Origin of the sequence: Bacillus sp. FSL R9-9530, assembly GCF_038008145.1 — a bacterium.
GTDB classification, from domain to species: domain Bacteria; phylum Bacillota; class Bacilli; order Bacillales; family Bacillaceae_G; genus Bacillus_A; species Bacillus_A mycoides.
Genome location: NZ_JBBOYO010000001.1, coordinates 4526673 through 4548055 on the forward strand (window position 1 = coordinate 4526673; position 21383 = coordinate 4548055).

Genomic DNA, 21383 nt, shown 5'->3' on the forward strand with positions numbered 1-21383 from the left:
AATCAGTGGGGGATGAACACCCCACTGATTAAAGTTTCACTTTATATAGAAAGAAACGTTTTTTGACAGAGTGACTTTCTATAGAATATATGTAGGAATTACTTAGAAATGAAAGAGATGTTTCGTTTAAGTATATGATATTAAAAAAGAAATGTAGTTGGTTTCAAAAAAGTTTTCAAAAGGTGTTGCATTTCATTTTTTCACATGATATATTAATAAACGTCGCTGATGCAGAAACGCAGAAAACGACAAAAAAGAAATTGAAAAACATAGTTGACATCGAAAAATGAAGATGTTAATATGATGAAGTCGCTTCTGAAGCGGCAGATAAGTTCTTTGAAAACTGAACGAAACAAACAACGTGAACGTCAATTTTTATTTTTAGATGCTAGACAAACTAACTTTATTGGAGAGTTTGATCCTGGCTCAGGATGAACGCTGGCGGCGTGCCTAATACATGCAAGTCGAGCGAATGGATTAAGAGCTTGCTCTTATGAAGTTAGCGGCGGACGGGTGAGTAACACGTGGGTAACCTACCCATAAGACTGGGATAACTCCGGGAAACCGGGGCTAATACCGGATAATATTTTGAACTGCATAGTTCGAAATTGAAAGGCGGCTTCGGCTGTCACTTATGGATGGACCCGCGTCGCATTAGCTAGTTGGTGAGGTAACGGCTCACCAAGGCGACGATGCGTAGCCGACCTGAGAGGGTGATCGGCCACACTGGGACTGAGACACGGCCCAGACTCCTACGGGAGGCAGCAGTAGGGAATCTTCCGCAATGGACGAAAGTCTGACGGAGCAACGCCGCGTGAGTGATGAAGGCTTTCGGGTCGTAAAACTCTGTTGTTAGGGAAGAACAAGTGCTAGTTGAATAAGCTGGCACCTTGACGGTACCTAACCAGAAAGCCACGGCTAACTACGTGCCAGCAGCCGCGGTAATACGTAGGTGGCAAGCGTTATCCGGAATTATTGGGCGTAAAGCGCGCGCAGGTGGTTTCTTAAGTCTGATGTGAAAGCCCACGGCTCAACCGTGGAGGGTCATTGGAAACTGGGAGACTTGAGTGCAGAAGAGGAAAGTGGAATTCCATGTGTAGCGGTGAAATGCGTAGAGATATGGAGGAACACCAGTGGCGAAGGCGACTTTCTGGTCTGTAACTGACACTGAGGCGCGAAAGCGTGGGGAGCAAACAGGATTAGATACCCTGGTAGTCCACGCCGTAAACGATGAGTGCTAAGTGTTAGAGGGTTTCCGCCCTTTAGTGCTGAAGTTAACGCATTAAGCACTCCGCCTGGGGAGTACGGCCGCAAGGCTGAAACTCAAAGGAATTGACGGGGGCCCGCACAAGCGGTGGAGCATGTGGTTTAATTCGAAGCAACGCGAAGAACCTTACCAGGTCTTGACATCCTCTGAAAACTCTAGAGATAGAGCTTCTCCTTCGGGAGCAGAGTGACAGGTGGTGCATGGTTGTCGTCAGCTCGTGTCGTGAGATGTTGGGTTAAGTCCCGCAACGAGCGCAACCCTTGATCTTAGTTGCCATCATTAAGTTGGGCACTCTAAGGTGACTGCCGGTGACAAACCGGAGGAAGGTGGGGATGACGTCAAATCATCATGCCCCTTATGACCTGGGCTACACACGTGCTACAATGGACGGTACAAAGAGCTGCAAGACCGCGAGGTGGAGCTAATCTCATAAAACCGTTCTCAGTTCGGATTGTAGGCTGCAACTCGCCTACATGAAGCTGGAATCGCTAGTAATCGCGGATCAGCATGCCGCGGTGAATACGTTCCCGGGCCTTGTACACACCGCCCGTCACACCACGAGAGTTTGTAACACCCGAAGTCGGTGGGGTAACCTTTATGGAGCCAGCCGCCTAAGGTGGGACAGATGATTGGGGTGAAGTCGTAACAAGGTAGCCGTATCGGAAGGTGCGGCTGGATCACCTCCTTTCTATGGAGAATTGATGAACGCAGTTCATCAATAAACGTTGACTTGTTTTGTTTCGTTCAGTTTTGAGAGAACTATCTCTCAAGTTTAAATGTATGTTCTTTGAAAACTAGATAACAGTGTAGCTCATATTTTTTTAATTTTAGTTTGGTTAAGTTAGAAAGGGCGCACGGTGGATGCCTTGACACTAGGAGTCGATGAAGGACGGGACTAACGCCGATATGCTTCGGGGAGCTGTAAGTAAGCTTTGATCCGAAGATTTCCGAATGGGGAAACCCACTATACGTAATGGTATGGTATCCTTACCTGAATACATAGGGTATGGAAGACAGACCCAGGGAACTGAAACATCTAAGTACCTGGAGGAAGAGAAAGCAAATGCGATTTCCTGAGTAGCGGCGAGCGAAACGGAATCTAGCCCAAACCAAGAGGCTTGCCTCTTGGGGTTGTAGGACATTCTATACGGAGTTACAAAGGAACGAGGTAGACGAAGCGACCTGGAAAGGTCCGTCACAGAGGGTAATAACCCCGTAGTCGAAACTTCGTTCTCTCTTGAATGTATCCTGAGTACGGCGGAACACGTGAAATTCCGTCGGAATCTGGGAGGACCATCTCCCAAGGCTAAATACTCCCTAGTGATCGATAGTGAACCAGTACCGTGAGGGAAAGGTGAAAAGCACCCCGGAAGGGGAGTGAAAGAGATCCTGAAACCGTGTGCCTACAAATAGTCAGAGCCCGTTAATGGGTGATGGCGTGCCTTTTGTAGAATGAACCGGCGAGTTACGATCCCGTGCGAGGTTAAGCTGAAGAGGCGGAGCCGCAGCGAAAGCGAGTCTGAATAGGGCGTTTAGTACGTGGTCGTAGACCCGAAACCAGGTGATCTACCCATGTCCAGGGTGAAGTTCAGGTAACACTGAATGGAGGCCCGAACCCACGCACGTTGAAAAGTGCGGGGATGAGGTGTGGGTAGCGGAGAAATTCCAATCGAACCTGGAGATAGCTGGTTCTCCCCGAAATAGCTTTAGGGCTAGCCTTAAGTGTAAGAGTCTTGGAGGTAGAGCACTGATTGAACTAGGGGTCCTCATCGGATTACCGAATTCAGTCAAACTCCGAATGCCAATGACTTATCCTTAGGAGTCAGACTGCGAGTGATAAGATCCGTAGTCAAGAGGGAAACAGCCCAGATCGCCAGCTAAGGTCCCAAAGTGTGTATTAAGTGGAAAAGGATGTGGAGTTGCTTAGACAACTAGGATGTTGGCTCAGAAGCAGCCACCATTTAAAGAGTGCGTAATAGCTCACTAGTCGAGTGACTCTGCGCCGAAAATGTACCGGGGCTAAATACACCACCGAAGCTGCGAATTGATACCAATGGTATCAGTGGTAGGGGAGCGTTCTAAGTGCAGTGAAGTCAGACCGGAAGGACTGGTGGAGCGCTTAGAAGTGAGAATGCCGGTATGAGTAGCGAAAGACGGGTGAGAATCCCGTCCACCGAATGCCTAAGGTTTCCTGAGGAAGGCTCGTCCGCTCAGGGTTAGTCAGGACCTAAGCCGAGGCCGACAGGCGTAGGCGATGGACAACAGGTTGATATTCCTGTACCACCTCTTTATCGTTTGAGCAATGGAGGGACGCAGAAGGATAGAAGAAGCGTGCGATTGGTTGTGCACGTCCAAGCAGTTAGGCTGATAAGTAGGCAAATCCGCTTATCGTGAAGGCTGAGCTGTGATGGGGAAGCTCCTTATGGAGCGAAGTCTTTGATTCCCCGCTGCCAAGAAAAGCTTCTAGCGAGATAAAAGGTGCCTGTACCGCAAACCGACACAGGTAGGCGAGGAGAGAATCCTAAGGTGTGCGAGAGAACTCTGGTTAAGGAACTCGGCAAAATGACCCCGTAACTTCGGGAGAAGGGGTGCTTTCTTAACGGAAAGCCGCAGTGAATAGGCCCAAGCGACTGTTTAGCAAAAACACAGGTCTCTGCGAAGCCGTAAGGCGAAGTATAGGGGCTGACACCTGCCCGGTGCTGGAAGGTTAAGGAGAGGGGTTAGCGTAAGCGAAGCTCTGAACTGAAGCCCCAGTAAACGGCGGCCGTAACTATAACGGTCCTAAGGTAGCGAAATTCCTTGTCGGGTAAGTTCCGACCCGCACGAAAGGTGTAACGATTTGGGCACTGTCTCAACCAGAGACTCGGTGAAATTATAGTACCTGTGAAGATGCAGGTTACCCGCGACAGGACGGAAAGACCCCGTGGAGCTTTACTGTAGCCTGATATTGAATTTTGGTACAGTTTGTACAGGATAGGCGGGAGCCATTGAAACCGGAGCGCTAGCTTCGGTGGAGGCGCTGGTGGGATACCGCCCTGACTGTATTGAAATTCTAACCTACGGGTCTCATCGACCCGGGAGACAGTGTCAGGTGGGCAGTTTGACTGGGGCGGTCGCCTCCTAAAGTGTAACGGAGGCGCCCAAAGGTTCCCTCAGAATGGTTGGAAATCATTCGTAGAGTGCAAAGGCATAAGGGAGCTTGACTGCGAGACCTACAAGTCGAGCAGGGACGAAAGTCGGGCTTAGTGATCCGGTGGTTCCGCATGGAAGGGCCATCGCTCAACGGATAAAAGCTACCCCGGGGATAACAGGCTTATCTCCCCCAAGAGTCCACATCGACGGGGAGGTTTGGCACCTCGATGTCGGCTCATCGCATCCTGGGGCTGTAGTCGGTCCCAAGGGTTGGGCTGTTCGCCCATTAAAGCGGTACGCGAGCTGGGTTCAGAACGTCGTGAGACAGTTCGGTCCCTATCCGTCGTGGGCGCAGGAAATTTGAGAGGAGCTGTCCTTAGTACGAGAGGACCGGGATGGACGCACCGCTGGTGTACCAGTTGTTCTGCCAAGGGCATAGCTGGGTAGCTATGTGCGGAAGGGATAAGTGCTGAAAGCATCTAAGCATGAAGCCCCCCTCAAGATGAGATTTCCCATAGCGTAAGCTAGTAAGATCCCTGAAAGATGATCAGGTTGATAGGTTCGAGGTGGAAGCATGGTGACATGTGGAGCTGACGAATACTAATAGATCGAGGACTTAACCATATAATATGAAGCACTGTTATCTAGTTTTGAAAGAATATAAAAAACTTGTTGACTTTAAATGTCGAATAAGTTATGATAATTCTTGTCTTAAATGAATACAGTCTGGTAATGATGGCAGAGAGGTCACACCCGTTCCCATACCGAACACGGAAGTTAAGCTCTCTAGCGCCGATGGTAGTTGGGACCTTGTCCCTGTGAGAGTAGGACGTTGCCAGGCAATTCGGAGGATTAGCTCAGCTGGGAGAGCACCTGCCTTACAAGCAGGGGGTCGGCGGTTCGATCCCGTCATCCTCCACCATTTAGCCGACTTAGCTCAATTGGTAGAGCAACTGACTTGTAATCAGTAGGTTGGGGGTTCAAGTCCTCTAGTCGGCACCAGAAAATCATGGCGGTTGTGGCGAAGTGGTTAACGCACCGGATTGTGGCTCCGGCATTCGTGGGTTCAATTCCCATCAGTCGCCCCATTTTTTCTTTTTAAATTATAATATGCGGGTGTGGCGGAATTGGCAGACGCACTAGACTTAGGATCTAGCGCCTTTGGCGTGGGGGTTCGACTCCCTTCACCCGCACTTTTAATAAAATAACTCAAACATGTCTTGCGGAAGTAGTTCAGTGGTAGAATACAACCTTGCCAAGGTTGGGGTCGCGGGTTCGAATCCCGTCTTCCGCTCCAATTTTCAGTATGACATGCCGGGGTGGCGGAACAGGCAGACGCACAGGACTTAAAATCCTGCGGTGGGTGACCACCGTGCGGGTTCGACCCCCGCCCTCGGCACCATATGCGCCCGTAGCTCAATTGGATAGAGCGTTTGACTACGGATCAAGAGGTTAGGGGTTCGACTCCTCTCGGGCGCGTTTTTTATTAACGGGAAGTGGCTCAGCTTGGTAGAGCACCTGGTTTGGGACCAGGGGGTCGCAGGTTCAAATCCTGTCTTCCCGATATTTTCAAAATATGGGGCCTTAGCTCAGCTGGGAGAGCGCCTGCCTTGCACGCAGGAGGTCAGCGGTTCGATCCCGCTAGGCTCCACTTATTTGAATATAACTTATGGCGGTGTAGCTCAGCTGGCTAGAGCGTACGGTTCATACCCGTGAGGTCGGGGGTTCGATCCCCTCCGCCGCTACCATAAAGGACCTTTAGCTCAGCTGGTTAGAGCAGACGGCTCATAACCGTCCGGTCGTAGGTTCGAGTCCTACAAGGTCCACCACTCAAAGTTCATATCTCGGAGGTATACCCAAGTTCGGCTGAAGGGATCGGTCTTGAAAACCGACAGGCGGCGAGAGTCGCGCGGGGGTTCGAATCCCTCTACCTCCTCCATTTTTTCTAAATTAAATATTATATCATCGCGGGGTGGAGCAGTACGGTAGCTCGTCGGGCTCATAACCCGAAGGTCGCAGGTTCAAATCCTGTCCCCGCAACCAAATGGTCCCGTGGTGTAGTGGTTAACATGCCTGCCTGTCACGCAGGAGATCGCCGGTTCGACCCCGGTCGGGACCGCCATTTTTTTACATAAAGGCTCGGTAGCTCAGTCGGTAGAGCAGAGGACTGAAAATCCTCGTGTCGGCGGTTCGATTCCGTCCCGAGCCACCATTTTGAAATCGCAAGCCGGCTTAGCTCAATTGGTAGAGCAACTGACTTGTAATCAGTAGGTTGGGGGTTCAAGTCCTCTAGCCGGCACCACTTTCAAAATGAGCCATTAGCTCAGTTGGTAGAGCATCTGACTTTTAATCAGAGGGTCGAAGGTTCGAATCCTTCATGGCTCACCATTTTTAATTTAATGCGGGTGTAGTTTAGTGGTAAAACAAGAGCCTTCCAAGCTCTGGTCGAGAGTTCGATTCTCTTCACCCGCTTTTTATGGGCCTATAGCTCAGCTGGTTAGAGCGCACGCCTGATAAGCGTGAGGTCGATGGTTCGAGTCCATTTAGGCCCACCATAATTATTCCGCAGTAGCTCAGTGGTAGAGCTATCGGCTGTTAACCGATCGGTCGTAGGTTCGAGTCCTACCTGCGGAGCCATATTATAGAGAAGTACCCAAGTGGCTCAAGGGGCTCCCCTGCTAAGGGAGTAGATCGCGAACGCGGTGCGAGGGTTCGAATCCCTTCTTCTCTGCCAGATTTTGGCCCGTTGGTCAAGTGGTTAAGACACCGCCCTTTCACGGCGGTAACACGGGTTCGAATCCCGTACGGGTCATACTAAAAGAGATAGCATAATCTGCTATCTCTTTTTTGTTGTATATGTTATCTAAAGCGGACTTTTAGTAGTCTGCTTTAGATAACATATATAGATAGAAGAAGCTGTCTCTAAATAGGTAATCTATTGGAGACAGCTTCTTTATGGTGTTATCCTTGTCGAAACGTCGATATAACCAAAGTTGTGTTCGATATAATTTCACTTACCAAGAAAACTTTAAGAAAAAACCTTTCACAATCTAAAGAAAACGCCTCCATTGAGATGGATTTCACCCGCATTCTAACAACTTTACACTCTATGTGAAAAAGTTCACAAATAGGTCATAATTTGTGAAGGAATTCACAATAATCCGTGCTACAATATGTATGTAAAGAAGTTAAACAACATTAAATTAGTATTTTAATTAATTACTTAAACAATAATAAAAAATAGATGTAAACAATTGAAAGGGGAAATTAACATGAAAAAAGGTATCAATCGCGTAGTATTAGTAGGAACAGGAGCTGTAGGTTGTAGTTACGCTTACTCAATGATCAACCAAGGTGTAGCTGAAGAATTCGTACTAGTAGATGTTAATGAAGCAAAAGCAGAAGGGGAAGCAATGGACTTAAGCCATGCGGTACCATTCTCTCCATCACCAACAAAAGTTTGGAGCGGTAGCTATGCAGATTGTAAAGATGCAGATTTAGTAGTTATCACTGCTGGATTACCACAAAAGCCAGGCGAAACTCGTTTAGACTTAGTTGAGAAAAATACAAAGATCTTTAAACAAATCGTTCGCGGCATTATGGATAGCGGATTCGATGGAATCTTCTTAATCGCAACTAACCCAGTTGATATTTTAACTTACGTAACTTGGAAAGAATCTGGTTTACCAAAAGAGCGCGTAATCGGTTCTGGTACTACTTTAGACTCTGCTCGTTTCCGTTACATGTTAGGTGACTACTTAGATGTAGATCCACGTAACGTTCATGCTTACATCGTTGGTGAGCACGGTGACACTGAACTTCCAGTATGGAGCCACGCTACTGTAGGTGTACAAAAACTAGAAACAATCTTAGCGAACAACGAACAGTATAACCAAGAAGATTTAGATAAAATCTTTGAAAATGTACGCGATGCAGCTTACCACATTATTGAGCGTAAAGGCGCAACTTACTACGGAATCGGTATGTCACTACTTCGTGTAACTAAAGCGATCTTAAGCAACGAGAACAGCGTATTAACTGTATCTGCATACCTTGAAGGTCAATATGGTGAGAAAGATGCTTACGTAGGTGTTCCAGCTGTTATTAACCGCGAAGGTGTACGTGAAATCGTAGAACTTGAATTAAACGAAGAAGAAAAAGTGAAGTTCGCTCATTCTGTAAAAGTATTAAAAGAAACAATGGCACCAGTACTATAATAATTGCTAAATAATTCAGAGGCGGGAAACTGCTTCCTACCTCTGAGTTTTTATATAATTTAATATAAATTCCTTTTCCGGTTTCCCTTGTATATCCCCAATATACCCCTTTTGCTGGAGAAGGGTCGTTTATAGAAAAAGCACTCTATTTTTGAATAGAGTGCTTTTGTGCGTTATCCCACTATTTGCGAGCAGAGTTTCACCTTATTCTTTAGGAGTTAACCTTGTGGCGATTTTTCCAAAACGGCATTCATCTCCCGCATACTCATTAGATATTCCTTGAGGTGGGAGTTTTCCGTCGGGAAGTGATAAAATTTGGGACAAAAAATGTTGAGAAATATTTTTAAACAATAGATTATTTCGCATGTATTTTACGTGGAAAGAGCGTGAAATACAGAGAAAAACCAATAAAATAAATATTGAGCAACAATGAAAGGCGAGAAATAGTAAGGGAAATGAAGCGCTTGTAATGAATATTCGTCAAAATTCGATAATTTACACGAAAAATGTGAATATTTTAAGTGAAATTTAAGAAAAAAACGAATATTTTTTAAAAACAACAAGGATATTTCAGTTTTTTGCAGAAATAGTTAAAGTGTTTAAAATTTCTGTCATCTTAGTGAGGTGAACATATTGGATGTAATAAATTGTGAAGAAGTGAAACGAGATGAGTTTCATACAGAAAAGTACTATGACAGTTATAACATCTTTGGGGCACATATTGTGACGGAAGATGGGATGCGAGGTGTACGATTCACAGTATGGGCTCCTCATGCGAAAGCAATGAGTGTTGTTGGGGATTTTAATGAATGGGATTATGAGCAACATAAGATGCTACAAGTGACAGAAGAGGGGATTTGGTCCTTATTTGCACCGCATATTGAAGAGAATGATATATATAAGTATGCGATTGAAACGATGGATGGTGACGTTATTTTAAAAGCGGATCCTTATGCAGTATATGCAGAAGTAAGACCAAATACGGCATCTGTAGTTTTTGATATAGAGGGATATGAATGGAATGATAAAAACTGGATTCGTAAGAGAAAGAAAAAATCGATTTATAAAGAAGCGATGACAGTTTATGAATTACATTTCGGTTCTTGGAAAAAGAAAGAGGATGGCGCTCTGTATTCTTACAGAGAAATGGCCGAGGAGCTCATTCCGTATGTGGTGGAACATCAATTTACACATATTGAAATTATGCCGCTTGTTGAGCATCCCTATGACCGTTCTTGGGGATATCAAGGAACAGGATATTATGCAGCGACAAGTAGATTCGGCACGCCACATGATTTGATGTATTTTGTCGATGAATGTCATAAATATGGAATCGGTGTCATTTTAGATTGGGTGCCGGGGCATTTTTGTAAAGATGCTCACGGTTTATATTTGTTTGATGGGACACCGACTTATGAATATAAAGATAGAGACGTACAAGAAAACCTTGTATGGGGAACTGTTAATTTTGATTTAGGGAAGAGAGAAGTACGTAATTTCTTAATTTCAAATGCGTTATTTTGGATGAGGCATTTCCATATTGATGGTTTCAGGGTAGATGCAGTTGCGAATATGCTGTACTGGAATAAAGAAGGAAAAGAGCAAAGCAATGAACATGCTGTTTCTTTCTTACGAGAGTTAAATGAAGCCGTGTTTGCAGAAGATGAAGAGTTTCTTATGACAGCGGAAGATTCAACAGCTTGGCCACTTGTAACAGCTCCAACATACGAGGGTGGACTTGGATTCAATTATAAATGGAATATGGGTTGGATGAATGACGTGCTGAAATATATGGAATGTGCGCCAGAGTACCGGAAATACATTCATGAGAAAATGACATTCTCTTTAATATATGCTCACTCTGAAAACTTCATATTGCCGCTTTCTCATGATGAAGTCGTTCATGGGAAAAAGTCGTTATTAAATAAAATGCCGGGAGATTACTGGGATAAGTTTGCTCAGCTTCGTTTATTATATGGATATTTCTTTACTCATCCAGGTAAGAAATTACTCTTTATGGGTGGAGAATTCGGGCAATTTGATGAGTGGAAAGACCTTGAAGATTTAGATTGGAATTTACATGATTTTGAAATGCATCGTAATATGCATGATTACTTTAAAGAGCTCATAGCATTGTATAAGCGCTCAAAACCACTTTGGCAGTTAGATCACTCGCCTGAAGGATTTCAGTGGATTGATGCTAATAATAATGAACAAAGTATTTTCTCGTTTATCCGCCAAGGGGATAAGCAGGAAGATGCGTTAGTTGTCGTATGTAATTTTACGAAAGCTACATATGAAAACTATAAAGTAGGTGTACCGGATTTCGAGTACTATAACGAAATTTTAAACAGTGACTCGGCGCAATATGGCGGATCGGGGCAAGTGAATAAGAAACGTCTCAAGACGATTCTAGAGCCATATCATAATCAAGCGGCACATGTAGAAATTACAATTCCACCATTTGGCGTATCCATATTACGACCAGTGAAGACGAGAAAGGGGAGCAAAAAACAAGATGGCTCAAAAACAAAAGTGCGTAGCAATGTTACTAGCAGGGGGAAAAGGTAGTCGTTTAAGTGCATTAACAAAAAATTTAGCCAAGCCAGCTGTTCCATTTGGTGGTAAATATCGCATTATTGATTTTACGTTAAGTAACTGTGCAAACTCCGGTATTGAAACGGTGGGGATTTTAACACAATATCAACCGTTAGAACTTCATAATTATATTGGAATCGGAAATGCTTGGGATCTTGATCGTGTAAACGGTGGAGTCACTGTGTTACCTCCTTATGCGGAGTCTTCAGGTGTGAAGTGGTATACAGGTACGGCAAGTGCTATTTATCAAAACTTAAACTATTTAAGTCAGTATGAACCAGAATATGTCCTTATTTTATCAGGCGATCATATTTATAAAATGGATTACAGCAAAATGCTAGATTACCATATTGAGAAAGAAGCGGATGTTTCGATTTCTGTTATTGAAGTGCCGTGGGATGAAGCAAGTCGCTTTGGCATCATGAATACAAATGAAGAGATGGAAGTTGTTGAATTTGAGGAGAAACCGCAATTTCCAAGAAGTAATCTTGCATCAATGGGAATTTATATTTTTAACTGGGCTATTTTAAAAGAATATTTAGAGATGGATGCAAGAAACCCTGAATCTAGTAATGACTTCGGAAAAGATGTACTTCCGCTCTTGTTAGATGAAGGGAAGAAGTTGATGGCGTATCCATTTGAAGGATATTGGAAAGATGTTGGAACGGTGAAAAGCTTATGGGAAGCGAATATGGATTTACTTCGCGATGAAACATCGTTGAACTTGAACGATCGTAATTGGCGCATTTATTCTGTAAATCCAAACGAGCCGCCTCAATATATTGCAGAAAAGGCAAAAGTAGAAGAGTCACTTATTAATGAAGGGTGCGTCATTGAAGGGGACGTGAAGCATTCTGTTTTATTCCAAGGAGTGACGGTGGAAGAAGGTAGTATGGTAATCGATTCTGTCGTTATGCCGGGGGCAAAGATTGGTAAAAACGTTGTGATTGAAAGAGCGATCGTTGGATCGGAAATGGTTATTGAAGATGGGACAATAATTCGTCCAGAAAAAAATGTTGATGATGTAGTACTAATTGCTGAAGGAAAATAGAAAAGGGGGATGAAATGAATGGGAGAAAAAATGTTAGGAATTATTAATGCAACGGGAAGTTTTCCTTCCTTAAAGAAAGTAACAGGGCATCGTTCATTAGCGGCGTTACCGTTTGGAGGCCGTTATCGCCTCATTGATTTCATGCTTTCAAATATGGTGAATTCTAATATTCATAGCGTGGCGGTTTTTACAAGTCATAAAAATCGTTCTTTAATGGATCATGTCGGTTCAGGAAAACAGTGGGATTTAGATAGAAAGCGTGATGGACTGTTTTTATTCCCACCGAACTGCCAATGTGATCATGACGAATTTGGATCTTTTGCACATTTTAGAAGACATATTGATTATTTTCTAAGAAGCAGAGAAGAATATGTTGTTATTACGAATAGCCATCTTGTAACAGCGTTAAACTTTCAAGCGGTGTTAGGGCGACATATACATACGTCTGCAGATATTACTGAAGTTTGTCATGAAGGGGTTTCGCTTCAAACATATGTGTTAAAGAAACAATTATTGCTAGACTTATTTGAGACATATAAAGATGTAGAGCAATACAGTTTATTTGATGTAGTGAGAGAAAAGAGCGGGAAATCACTGCATATTACTACGTACGAACATACAGGATATGTAGCTATTATTGATTCTATTGAAAGTTACTATAAACATAGCCTAGAAATTTTGCAGCCTTCTATTTGGAAGCAATTATTTAAGAAAGAAGCACCAATCTTTACGAAAGTAAAAGATGAGCCACCAACTCGTTATGTGAAGGGTGCAGTAGTGAAAAATACGATGATTGCAAACGGCAGTATTATTGAGGGTGAAGTAGAAAATAGTGTTGTCTCCCGTTCTGTTAAAATTGGAAAAGGTTCAATTGTTCGTAATAGTATTATTATGCAAAAGAGCCAAATTGGAGATAATTGCATAATAGACGGTGTTATTATTGATAAAGACGTGAAAATTGGTGACGGTGTTGTACTAAAAGGAAACGCCGATGAGCCATATGTTGTAGAAAAAGGAAGCATTCAAAACAGTACGATTAATAGTTATTCTTAAAAGAATCAGTGGGGGTTTTTCCTCCACTGATTAAAGCATTCATTCAAATGAAAACTCGAAGGGAGGAAGCTGCAAGGGAAGTTGTATAAGCTTTTCGTGCAGTGGGACAACAAGTGAATATTTTATTTGCAGTATCAGAATGTGTACCATTTGTTAAATCGGGAGGATTAGCTGATGTAGCAGGTGCGCTCCCAAAAGAGCTAAAAAAATTAGGCGTGGACGTTCGCATTATACTTCCAAATTATAGTCTTATTCCGCAAAAATTAAGGGATGGATGTACGTTACATAAAGTAATTAACGTCCCGCTTGGGTGGAGAAATCAATATTGCGGAATTTTAAAAGGTGAGCAAGACGGGATTACGTATTACTTAATAGATAATGAATATTATTTTAAGAGAGATTCTCTATATGGTCATTATGATGACGGAGAGCGTTTTTCTTATTTTTCGAAAGCAGTTTTAGAGTGTATTCCGCATCTTGATTTCGAAGTGGATGTTCTTCATAGCCACGATTGGCATACAGCTATGGTGAATTTCTTACTGCGTGAAAAGTATCAAGATAATCCATTATATGAGCATATTAAAACGGTGTATACGATTCATAACTTGCAGTTCCAAGGTGTATTTCCTCCTGAAGTGATGTACGACTTGTTAGAACTTGGTGATGAATATTTTCATAGTGAGCAGCTAGAGTTTTATGGAAATGTGAACTTTATGAAGGGCGGAATTATCGCTTCTGATCAAATTACAGCAGTTAGCCCGACATACAAAGAGGAAATTCAATATGAGTTTTTCGGTGAGAAGTTAGATGGGTTGTTACGAAAAAATAATGGTAAGCTTAGCGGCATCGTAAATGGAATTGATACGAGCGTATATAATCCAGAAACAGATTCGTATATTACTGCTCAGTATGATGCAGAGTCATTAGAGGAAAAGAATGAAAATAAACGCGCCTTGCAGCGTTATTTTGGTTTGCCAGAAAAAGAAGATACACCAATTATTTCGATGGTAACGAGATTAACGAAGCAAAAAGGTCTTGATTTAGTACGTACTGTATTCCGCGAAATAATGGAGGAAGATGTGCAATGTATTATTTTAGGATCAGGTGATTCTGAATATGAACAATTCTTTGAGTGGATGGCATACGAGTATCCTGAGAAGGTAAAAGTGTATATCGGATTTAATGAAGAACTAGCCCACCAAGTGTATGCGGGAAGTGATTTATTCTTAATGCCATCACTATTTGAACCGTGTGGACTTGGACAACTTATCGCATTAGCGTACGGTACAATTCCGATTGTAAGAGAGACAGGCGGATTAAATGATACTGTACAATCTTATGACGAAGAAACTGGAGAAGGAAATGGTTTCAGTTTCACGAACTTTAATGCGCATGACATGTTGCACACGGTTCTTCGTGCGATTGAATTTTATCATGATAAACCGGTATGGGAGCAGCTTGTAAAACAAGCGATGACTGAAGATTATAGCTGGGAGAAATCAGCTCTTGCCTATAAGAAATTGTATAAAAGTCTCATGGAATAACATGTAGGTGGTGAAGAAATGTTTACTCATGTTGAAAGTTTCAAATCAGCTTTTCTAGAAAAGTTAGAGACGATGTATGGTAAAAGTTTTAAAGACTCTACAACTCGTGATCAATACAATACGCTTGGGTACATGGTACGTGAGTATATGAATAGTCAATGGATTGCAACGAACGAAAGTTATCGGTCTGGAGAGCAAAAGCAAATGTATTACTTATCCATTGAGTTTTTACTTGGGCGTTTGCTTGGAAGTAACATATTAAATTTAGGCATCAGGGATGTATGTGAACAAGGACTTTCTGAGCTTGGGATTTCTTTGCAACAATTAGAAGAGGTGGAAGCAGATGCAGGTCTTGGAAATGGTGGACTTGGACGATTAGCAGCCTGTTTCCTTGATTCACTTGCATCTTTAAACTTACCAGGTCATGGCTGTGGAATTCGTTACAAACACGGCTTATTTGATCAAAAAATTGTTGATGGTTATCAAGTTGAATTTCCAGAACAGTGGCTTCTTCATGAAAACGTATGGGAAGTAAGAAGGCATGATCAAGCTGTAGAAGTAAGTTATTTCGGCAATGTTGAACCGCTATACATTGATGGGCGTTTAGAGTTCAGGCATACGAATGCAGAAGTGATTATGGCAGTACCATATGACGTTCCAGTAGTAGGTTATGAGACGAGTACTGTAAATACACTCAGACTTTGGAATGCTGAACCAGTTCCTTTCCCGCAAAATTGCAAAGATATTTTGAAATATAAGCGTGAAACAGAGGCTGTATCGGAGTTTTTATATCCAGATGATACGCATGATGAGGGGAAAATACTTCGTTTGAAGCAACAGTATTTCCTCGTATCAGCAAGTTTGCAAAATATCGTTCGTATGCATAGAGAAAGATATGGTGACCTTCGTCAATTACATGAGAAAATTGCGATTCACATTAATGATACACATCCAGTTTTGGCGATTCCAGAACTAATGCGTATTTTATTAGATGAAGAAAAACTAGCATGGGAAGAAGCATGGCACATAACGACACAAACGATTTCTTATACGAATCATACGACGTTATCAGAAGCGCTTGAGAAGTGGCCAATTCACATTTTTAAACCGTTATTACCGAGAATTTATATGATTATTGAGGAGATTAATGAACGTTTCTGTCATGAACTTTGGGAACGTTATCCATATGAATGGCATCGTATTGAAGAGATGGCGATTATTGCGCATGATCTTGTGAAAATGGCTCATTTAGCAATTGTCGGTAGCCATAGCGTAAATGGTGTAGCAAAAATTCATACGGAAATTTTAAAGCAACGTGAAATGCGATTGTTTTATGAGTTTTATCCAGATAAGTTTAATAATAAAACGAATGGAATCGCTCATAGACGTTGGTTAATGAAGGCGAATCCGCAGCTGACAAACCTGATTTCAGAGGCGATTGGAACAGAGTGGAAGAAAGAACCGATTAAGCTTCAAGCGCTGCAAACAGTTCAACACGATGCGAGTTTCCAAGAGAAATTTGCAGAGGTAAAACAAGAGCGTAAAGAGATTTTAGCGGAGCGTATTCATAATAAAATGGGGATTATAATTGATCCTAATTCTATTTTTGATGTGCAAGTAAAAAGACTACATGCTTACAAACGACAACTATTAAACGTTCTTCATATTTTATATTTGTATAACCGTTTGAAAGAGGATGCTAGTTTTACATTTTATCCGCGTACTTTTATCTTTGGAGCGAAAGCATCACCTGGCTATTACTATGCGAAAAAAATTATTAAATTAATCAATGAACTCGCAAGGAAAGTAAATAATGATCCGTACGTAAGCCAATATATGAAAGTTATCTTTCTAGAAAACTATCGAGTGTCTTTAGCGGAAGATATATTCCCAGCTGCGGATGTGAGTGAGCAAATTTCAACTGCGAGTAAAGAAGCATCAGGAACAGGGAATATGAAATTTATGATGAATGGTGCGATTACACTCGGAACGTTAGACGGAGCTAATGTTGAAATAAAAGACCGGGTCGGTGATGATAACTGTTTCATTTTTGGTTTAACAGCGGAAGAGGTTCTTCATTACTATCAAAATGGTGGATATCGTGCAAGTGATTATTATCACCACAATATGCATATTAAAAAAGTAGTAGATCAGTTAACGAATGGTTTCTTTGCACATTCGGGAGCTGAATTTGAAGCGATTTATGATTCTCTCGTAATTCAAAATGATGAATACTTCGTTCTGCGAGATTTTGGTCCATATGCGGAAAGGCAAGAAGCTGTTGGTAGAGCGTATGAAAACCGAACGAAGTGGCTAGAAATGTCGATTTTAAATATTGCACAGTCTGGTCATTTTGCGAGTGATCGAACGATTTTACAGTATAGTAATGAGATTTGGAGTATTGGTAATGCGGTTACACAGTATTAAGTGAAAGTCCCTTTTGAAGGGACTTTTATTCATGGAGACAAAGTGTAAAAATGAATAATACGTATAGGGACGCTAAAGTGTATTCACTTTTAAAAGAGGAATATAATCACTTAAAAAACCGAGCTTAATCTCATTAAGCTCGGTTTTCTTTTTTTGCTTAAGAAAGAAATGGGATAGCGGTATATATGATACCTGTTCCATCATATTCTCCCGTCGCAAAGTATGAAAATGTAAAGAAACCTGTAAACGTAAAAATTACAATGAGAAAAAGTGCAAAGATAAATTTTAGCATGTAAGGTCCCCTCATCCAAAAATAACTTCATATATTATTATAGTATAAGGATATAGGGTTTCCAATCATTACCTGGTTAAAAATGAGAAGTCAGACATGTTTTGTATGTTGTCATGGCATGATTATTTGTAATAGATTTTGTGTTTTTTGTAAAAGTCATGTTGTGATGAACATGTGCATATTCCCAGTCTTGTTCATTAAAATGGACATTGCGCGGAGGGAGAAGAGGAACGACATCAAATAAATTAACAAAGCGAAAGCTACTAGCTACTTGTAGTTTATAATAATTACGAAATACAATATCGCCCACTTTGGGAGAGGCAAATGTATAAAGACCGTACTGTGCGAAGGCGGTGTTGATACGCGCATCGAGTATATGTAGTGTGGCGAGCGCGCCGCCTAAGCTATGGCCTGTTGCAAGAAGTTTCTTATGGGCTGGTAATGACACGAGCATATCCATAATAGAATCCCGGCAAGATTCATAAATCGAAAGAAAGCCGTTATGAACATTTCCGCTATTTAAAGCGTATGGGTATGGTCTTTGGTTGACGAGTGAATCGATAATCCAATCTGTATCTGTTTGTGTGCCTCTAAAAGCTACAATAATCGTATCTTCAGATTCTAATATGAACCCAAACCATTCCATCGTTTGAATCGCTTTTCCTTGAAAGCCTTGTACATATTGGAATCCATCAGGTATTTCAAAAATCCCATTTTGTTTATATTGTTCATACGTTAACTCACAACAAGATGCTAACAATATGGCAGTATCTTTATCAAAGGATAAAGGAGTACGCATCAAGCAAGCCCTCCTTAAGAAAAGGTATAGTTCAATATATGCAGTGAGGGACTTGATTCATTCTTTTTTGAAAAAAGGCTTGAACCTACAGTTACGTGAGGGAGTATGATTTTTGTAAACATATTGTTAGGAGGAGTGTAGGATGAGCAAAAAGGAAGGGTATTCAATTGGTGAGTTTTCAAAGAGAACAGGTATATCAATAAGGACACTACAGTATTACGATGAACTTGGCCTGCTTAAACCTGAAAAAAATATAAGTTCAGGACACCGTGTATATAAAGATAGAGATATATTAGCGCTCCAAAAAATAGTGAGTCTTAAAGTATTAGGATATAGTTTAGAAGAAATTCGTGTCATGCTCAATGTGAAAAGTTTGAATATAAGCTTAAAAGAAACATTACAAAATCAAAGAGTAGCCTTTGAAGAAAAGAAAAAACAACTTGAAGTTTCGATAAAGGCGATTGAACGAACAATGGTATACCTTGAGGAAGATGAAGAGGTAGATAGTAACATATTAATGAGCTTAATTAATAGTATCCAAAAAGAAAATGAACAACGTTTATGGCTTGAAGAATATGTATCAAAAGAAGTGGCTGATGGATTATATAATAAGCCGGAAGAAGAGGACATAGCACTTGATAAAGAGTTTATGCGTTTAGCAAAAGAAGTGAAAAGGTTATTTGGAAGACAAATTGAAGATTCAGAAGTGCAAAAATTGGTTGATGAACATATGAAAGCGACTCTTAAGTATGTCGGTGAAGAGACAATGTATTCTCTAGGTAAATTAGAGAATGTAGAAGAACAATATAATAATACGATGCCTTTTCCTTATACAGAGGAAGAAGAGTTATGGCTTAATGAAGCGATGGAATGTTATATGGTTAAAAATGGTTTGTATAGTCCACCTAAATAAAAAAGCCGATTTCAATCTCAAGGAATCGACTTTTTTAGTTATACTTAATGAACTAACGCATGCGTTAGTTCATTAAGTAAGAGGTTTGAAAAATAGCCTGTATATATTTGAACGATGAATAACTTACCTATTTTCTTGTGTTTGTTTGCACCATATACAGAAAATTAGGGAAAATGTAACGTGTTATTTATCTGTTTGTTTTTGCTTTTTTTTCAAATACTCCGCACGCAATTTTTCAAGTTGCTGCTTTTTATCAAATTTGGCAGGCGTCTGTTTTTCATGAAACTTTGCCACAGCTACCTGACTTTTGTAATCCAATTGATATTTTCCCACTTTGTTCACCTACTTTTCTTGTCTTTAAAGAGAATCTATTCAACCAATATAATATACCTTATTTTACTGAAGTAAACCTTATTAATTTTTTACTTATATCTATCTTAATCCAAATATTACCTTATTAAACTAACCTGCCCGTTAGCTTAAGGCAGATTTTATCTAAATAATGCGAGGTGAACCAAAATGGAGAAAAAACGAGGACAGCATTATGTCTGGACATATTATCTAACCTCATGGACTGATGATTTGGAAAATTCATTTCGGAATTTTTCACCTAGTATGCGTAACTCCTCAACCAACGTGTTGTTGTTTGTAGACGTAAATTAAAACACCCTTTCATGCAGTACTATGAAAGGGTGTTTTAATTTTATTCATTCTCTTAAGTTGATGGCTAAGGCCCCAGAAGGACACTATTTATTCTTTCCCATCTAAAAGGCGACCAAGTCCGCCTAAAACGCTGCCTTCACCGCTGCTTTGAGCTGCTGGGCTTGTAAGGCGTGCTGCTAAGCGGCTAAGTGTTAAGGACTGAATCCAAACCGTTCCAGGACCTTCTAGCGTTGCGAAGAATAAACCTTCGCCGCCAAATAGAGCTGTTTTTACTTTTCCAACGAATTGAACATCGTAGTTAACATCTTTCGTCATTGCAACGAGACAACCTGTATCAATGCGAAGTTTCTCGCCAGGTTTTAATTCGCGCTTATATACAGTTCCGCCTGCATGCATGAAAGCTAGACCATCACCTTCAAGTTTCTGCATGATGAAACCTTCACCACCGAAGAAACCAGTTCCTATTTTTTTAGTAAACTCAATTCCGATAGAAACACCTTTTGCGGCACAAAGAAATGCATCTTTTTGGCAGACTACTTTTCCTTGATATTCTGTTAAATCAACAGGAATAATTTTTCCAGGATAAGGAGCGGCGAATGATACGTGTCGTTTGCCATGACCTGTATTTGTAAATACAGTCATAAACATACTTTCACCCGTAACGAGACGTTTACCTGCGCCCATTAATTTACCGAATAGACCATTAGATGGTCCAGAACCATCACCGAAAATCGTTTCCATTTCGATATGATCTTCCATCATCATCATTGCGCCAGCCTCTGCGACAACGCTTTCTTCTGGATCCAATTCAATTTCAACAAACTGCATATCATCGCCATATAATTTATACTCGATTTCATGTGCTTGCATTTTTTCACCTCATCATATGTAGTAATTATATTGTACAGAAATCAAAGGAATTAGAATACTGTAGTTTTATTAATTTTTGAATAAAAATAGAATGAAAATTTAAGGTTATACTAGAATTATAAAAAACGATGGGACGAAAGTGTTCTCATTTGACGTTTTTGATATAGCATGATATAGTGAAAACACTATTGAGCTACATAATGTGGTACGGAAATAAAGCACGTTGTATTAAAGGCTGTAAGCTTGTTATACATTCATGTCCTTTATATCCACCTTTTCATGTGGATTCATAGTTTCATTTTTATTTAGGAGGTACATGACATGCAAACAGGTAAAGTTAAATGGTTTAACGGCGAAAAAGGTTTTGGCTTCATCGAAGTTGAAGGCGGAGAAGACGTATTCGTACATTTCTCAGCTATTCAAGGCGACGGCTTCAAAACTTTAGAAGAAGGTCAAGAAGTTTCTTTCGAAATCGTTGATGGAAACCGCGGACCACAAGCAGCTAACGTTACAAAAAACTAATTAGCTAGCGAAAAAAAGCATTCCGAATTTCGGAA

The 21383-nt window shown here is 41.2% G+C and carries 12 protein-coding genes, 22 tRNA genes and 3 rRNA genes; 33 read left to right on the plus strand and 4 right to left on the minus strand.

The features are described from left to right. Positions 1-403: 403 nt before the first annotated feature. From MKX66_RS22775 to glgP, 31 genes are all read left to right on the plus strand, one after another. Positions 404-1955: ribosomal RNA gene (locus MKX66_RS22775) — 16S ribosomal RNA — on the plus strand. A 146-nt stretch (positions 1956-2101) separates the two neighbouring features. Next, positions 2102-5023 (plus strand): 23S ribosomal RNA (locus MKX66_RS22780). Positions 5024-5124: 101 nt separating this feature from the next. Further along, positions 5125-5240, plus strand: a 5S ribosomal RNA gene (gene rrf, locus MKX66_RS22785). Together the 16S, 23S and 5S rRNA genes with 22 tRNA genes alongside form the textbook arrangement of a ribosomal RNA operon. Before the next feature lie 5 nt (positions 5241-5245). Beyond that, positions 5246-5321 (plus strand) — tRNA-Val (locus tag MKX66_RS22790). A gap of 4 nt (positions 5322-5325) precedes the next feature. After that, a tRNA-Thr gene (locus MKX66_RS22795) sits at positions 5326-5401 on the plus strand. 10 nt (positions 5402-5411) lie between these two features. Further along, positions 5412-5487, plus strand: a tRNA-His gene (locus tag MKX66_RS22800). 24 nt (positions 5488-5511) lie between these two features. Next, positions 5512-5592, plus strand: a tRNA-Leu gene (locus MKX66_RS22805). Positions 5593-5621: 29 nt separating this feature from the next. Next, positions 5622-5696: transfer RNA gene (locus MKX66_RS22810), tRNA-Gly, on the plus strand. Positions 5697-5712: 16 nt separating this feature from the next. After that, a tRNA-Leu gene (locus MKX66_RS22815) sits at positions 5713-5801 on the plus strand. A 3-nt stretch (positions 5802-5804) separates the two neighbouring features. Beyond that, positions 5805-5878 (plus strand) — tRNA-Arg (locus MKX66_RS22820). Positions 5879-5889: 11 nt separating this feature from the next. Continuing rightward, a tRNA-Pro gene (locus MKX66_RS22825) sits at positions 5890-5963 on the plus strand. A 14-nt stretch (positions 5964-5977) separates the two neighbouring features. After that, positions 5978-6050 (plus strand) — tRNA-Ala (locus MKX66_RS22830). Between the two features lie 20 nt (positions 6051-6070). Continuing rightward, positions 6071-6147: transfer RNA gene (locus MKX66_RS22835), tRNA-Met, on the plus strand. A gap of 4 nt (positions 6148-6151) precedes the next feature. Next, positions 6152-6228: transfer RNA gene (locus MKX66_RS22840), tRNA-Ile, on the plus strand. A 17-nt stretch (positions 6229-6245) separates the two neighbouring features. After that, positions 6246-6338, plus strand: a tRNA-Ser gene (locus MKX66_RS22845). Between the two features lie 27 nt (positions 6339-6365). Then, positions 6366-6442 (plus strand) — tRNA-Met (locus MKX66_RS22850). Between the two features lie 3 nt (positions 6443-6445). After that, positions 6446-6521, plus strand: a tRNA-Asp gene (locus MKX66_RS22855). Between the two features lie 14 nt (positions 6522-6535). Continuing rightward, a tRNA-Phe gene (locus MKX66_RS22860) sits at positions 6536-6611 on the plus strand. 14 nt (positions 6612-6625) lie between these two features. Continuing rightward, positions 6626-6701: transfer RNA gene (locus MKX66_RS22865), tRNA-Thr, on the plus strand. Positions 6702-6711: 10 nt separating this feature from the next. Next, positions 6712-6787, plus strand: a tRNA-Lys gene (locus MKX66_RS22870). Between the two features lie 13 nt (positions 6788-6800). Beyond that, positions 6801-6871: transfer RNA gene (locus MKX66_RS22875), tRNA-Gly, on the plus strand. A 6-nt stretch (positions 6872-6877) separates the two neighbouring features. Next, positions 6878-6954: transfer RNA gene (locus tag MKX66_RS22880), tRNA-Ile, on the plus strand. Between the two features lie 7 nt (positions 6955-6961). Further along, positions 6962-7036 (plus strand) — tRNA-Asn (locus MKX66_RS22885). Between the two features lie 6 nt (positions 7037-7042). Beyond that, positions 7043-7133, plus strand: a tRNA-Ser gene (locus tag MKX66_RS22890). Positions 7134-7139: 6 nt separating this feature from the next. Beyond that, positions 7140-7211, plus strand: a tRNA-Glu gene (locus MKX66_RS22895). Positions 7212-7671: 460 nt separating this feature from the next. Continuing rightward, positions 7672-8616 (plus strand): L-lactate dehydrogenase, encoded by a 945-nt coding sequence (locus tag MKX66_RS22900; RefSeq protein WP_002143576.1) that lies wholly within the window; start codon positions 7672-7674, stop codon positions 8614-8616. Between the two features lie 633 nt (positions 8617-9249). Beyond that, entirely contained in the window at positions 9250-11187 is a 1938-nt protein-coding gene (gene glgB, locus MKX66_RS22905; protein ID WP_085312677.1) for a 1,4-alpha-glucan branching protein GlgB, read from the plus strand. Then, entirely contained in the window at positions 11135-12265 is a 1131-nt protein-coding gene (gene glgC / locus MKX66_RS22910) for a glucose-1-phosphate adenylyltransferase (RefSeq protein ID WP_002129671.1), read from the plus strand. Before glgB ends, glgC begins: the two co-directional genes overlap by 53 nt. 18 nt (positions 12266-12283) lie before the next feature. Continuing rightward, positions 12284-13318 carry a glucose-1-phosphate adenylyltransferase subunit GlgD gene (gene glgD, locus MKX66_RS22915; RefSeq protein WP_215590306.1) on the plus strand — a complete coding sequence of 345 codons (1035 nt, stop codon included), beginning with the start codon at positions 12284-12286 and terminating at the stop codon, positions 13316-13318. Between the two features lie 113 nt (positions 13319-13431). Further along, positions 13432-14862 (plus strand): glycogen synthase GlgA, encoded by a 1431-nt coding sequence (gene glgA, locus MKX66_RS22920; protein WP_002203738.1) that lies wholly within the window; start codon positions 13432-13434, stop codon positions 14860-14862. Between the two features lie 18 nt (positions 14863-14880). Continuing rightward, positions 14881-17289: a glycogen phosphorylase gene (glgP, locus tag MKX66_RS22925; RefSeq protein ID WP_215590305.1), complete on the plus strand. Its 2409-nt coding sequence runs from the start codon at positions 14881-14883 to the stop codon at positions 17287-17289. Positions 17290-17446: 157 nt separating this feature from the next. Here the strand turns inward: glgP and MKX66_RS22930 are convergent, their stop codons facing one another. Further along, on the minus strand, positions 17447-17581 hold the full coding sequence (locus tag MKX66_RS22930; RefSeq protein ID WP_000911070.1) for a hypothetical protein: 135 nt from the start codon (positions 17579-17581) through the stop codon (positions 17447-17449). 76 nt (positions 17582-17657) lie between these two features. After that, complete coding sequence (locus MKX66_RS22935) at positions 17658-18380, minus strand: lipase family protein (RefSeq protein WP_002034520.1); 723 nt, start codon at positions 18378-18380, stop codon at positions 17658-17660. 142 nt (positions 18381-18522) lie between these two features. Between MKX66_RS22935 and MKX66_RS22940 the strand changes: the two genes are divergently transcribed. Then, a complete protein-coding gene (locus MKX66_RS22940) occupies positions 18523-19293 on the plus strand; it encodes a MerR family transcriptional regulator (RefSeq protein WP_341087181.1) in 771 nt (256 codons plus the stop codon). A 183-nt stretch (positions 19294-19476) separates the two neighbouring features. Here the strand turns inward: MKX66_RS22940 and MKX66_RS22945 are convergent, their stop codons facing one another. Continuing rightward, positions 19477-19626, minus strand: a complete 150-nt coding sequence (locus MKX66_RS22945; RefSeq protein ID WP_000521653.1) for a hypothetical protein — start codon at positions 19624-19626, stop codon at positions 19477-19479. A 417-nt stretch (positions 19627-20043) separates the two neighbouring features. Beyond that, complete coding sequence (locus MKX66_RS22950) at positions 20044-20826, minus strand: TIGR00266 family protein (RefSeq protein ID WP_341087182.1); 783 nt, start codon at positions 20824-20826, stop codon at positions 20044-20046. A gap of 321 nt (positions 20827-21147) precedes the next feature. Here MKX66_RS22950 and cspD point away from each other — a divergent pair, with 321 nt between their 5' ends. Next, entirely contained in the window at positions 21148-21348 is a 201-nt protein-coding gene (gene cspD / locus MKX66_RS22955; RefSeq protein WP_001193051.1) for a cold-shock protein CspD, read from the plus strand. Positions 21349-21383 lie beyond the last annotated feature (35 nt).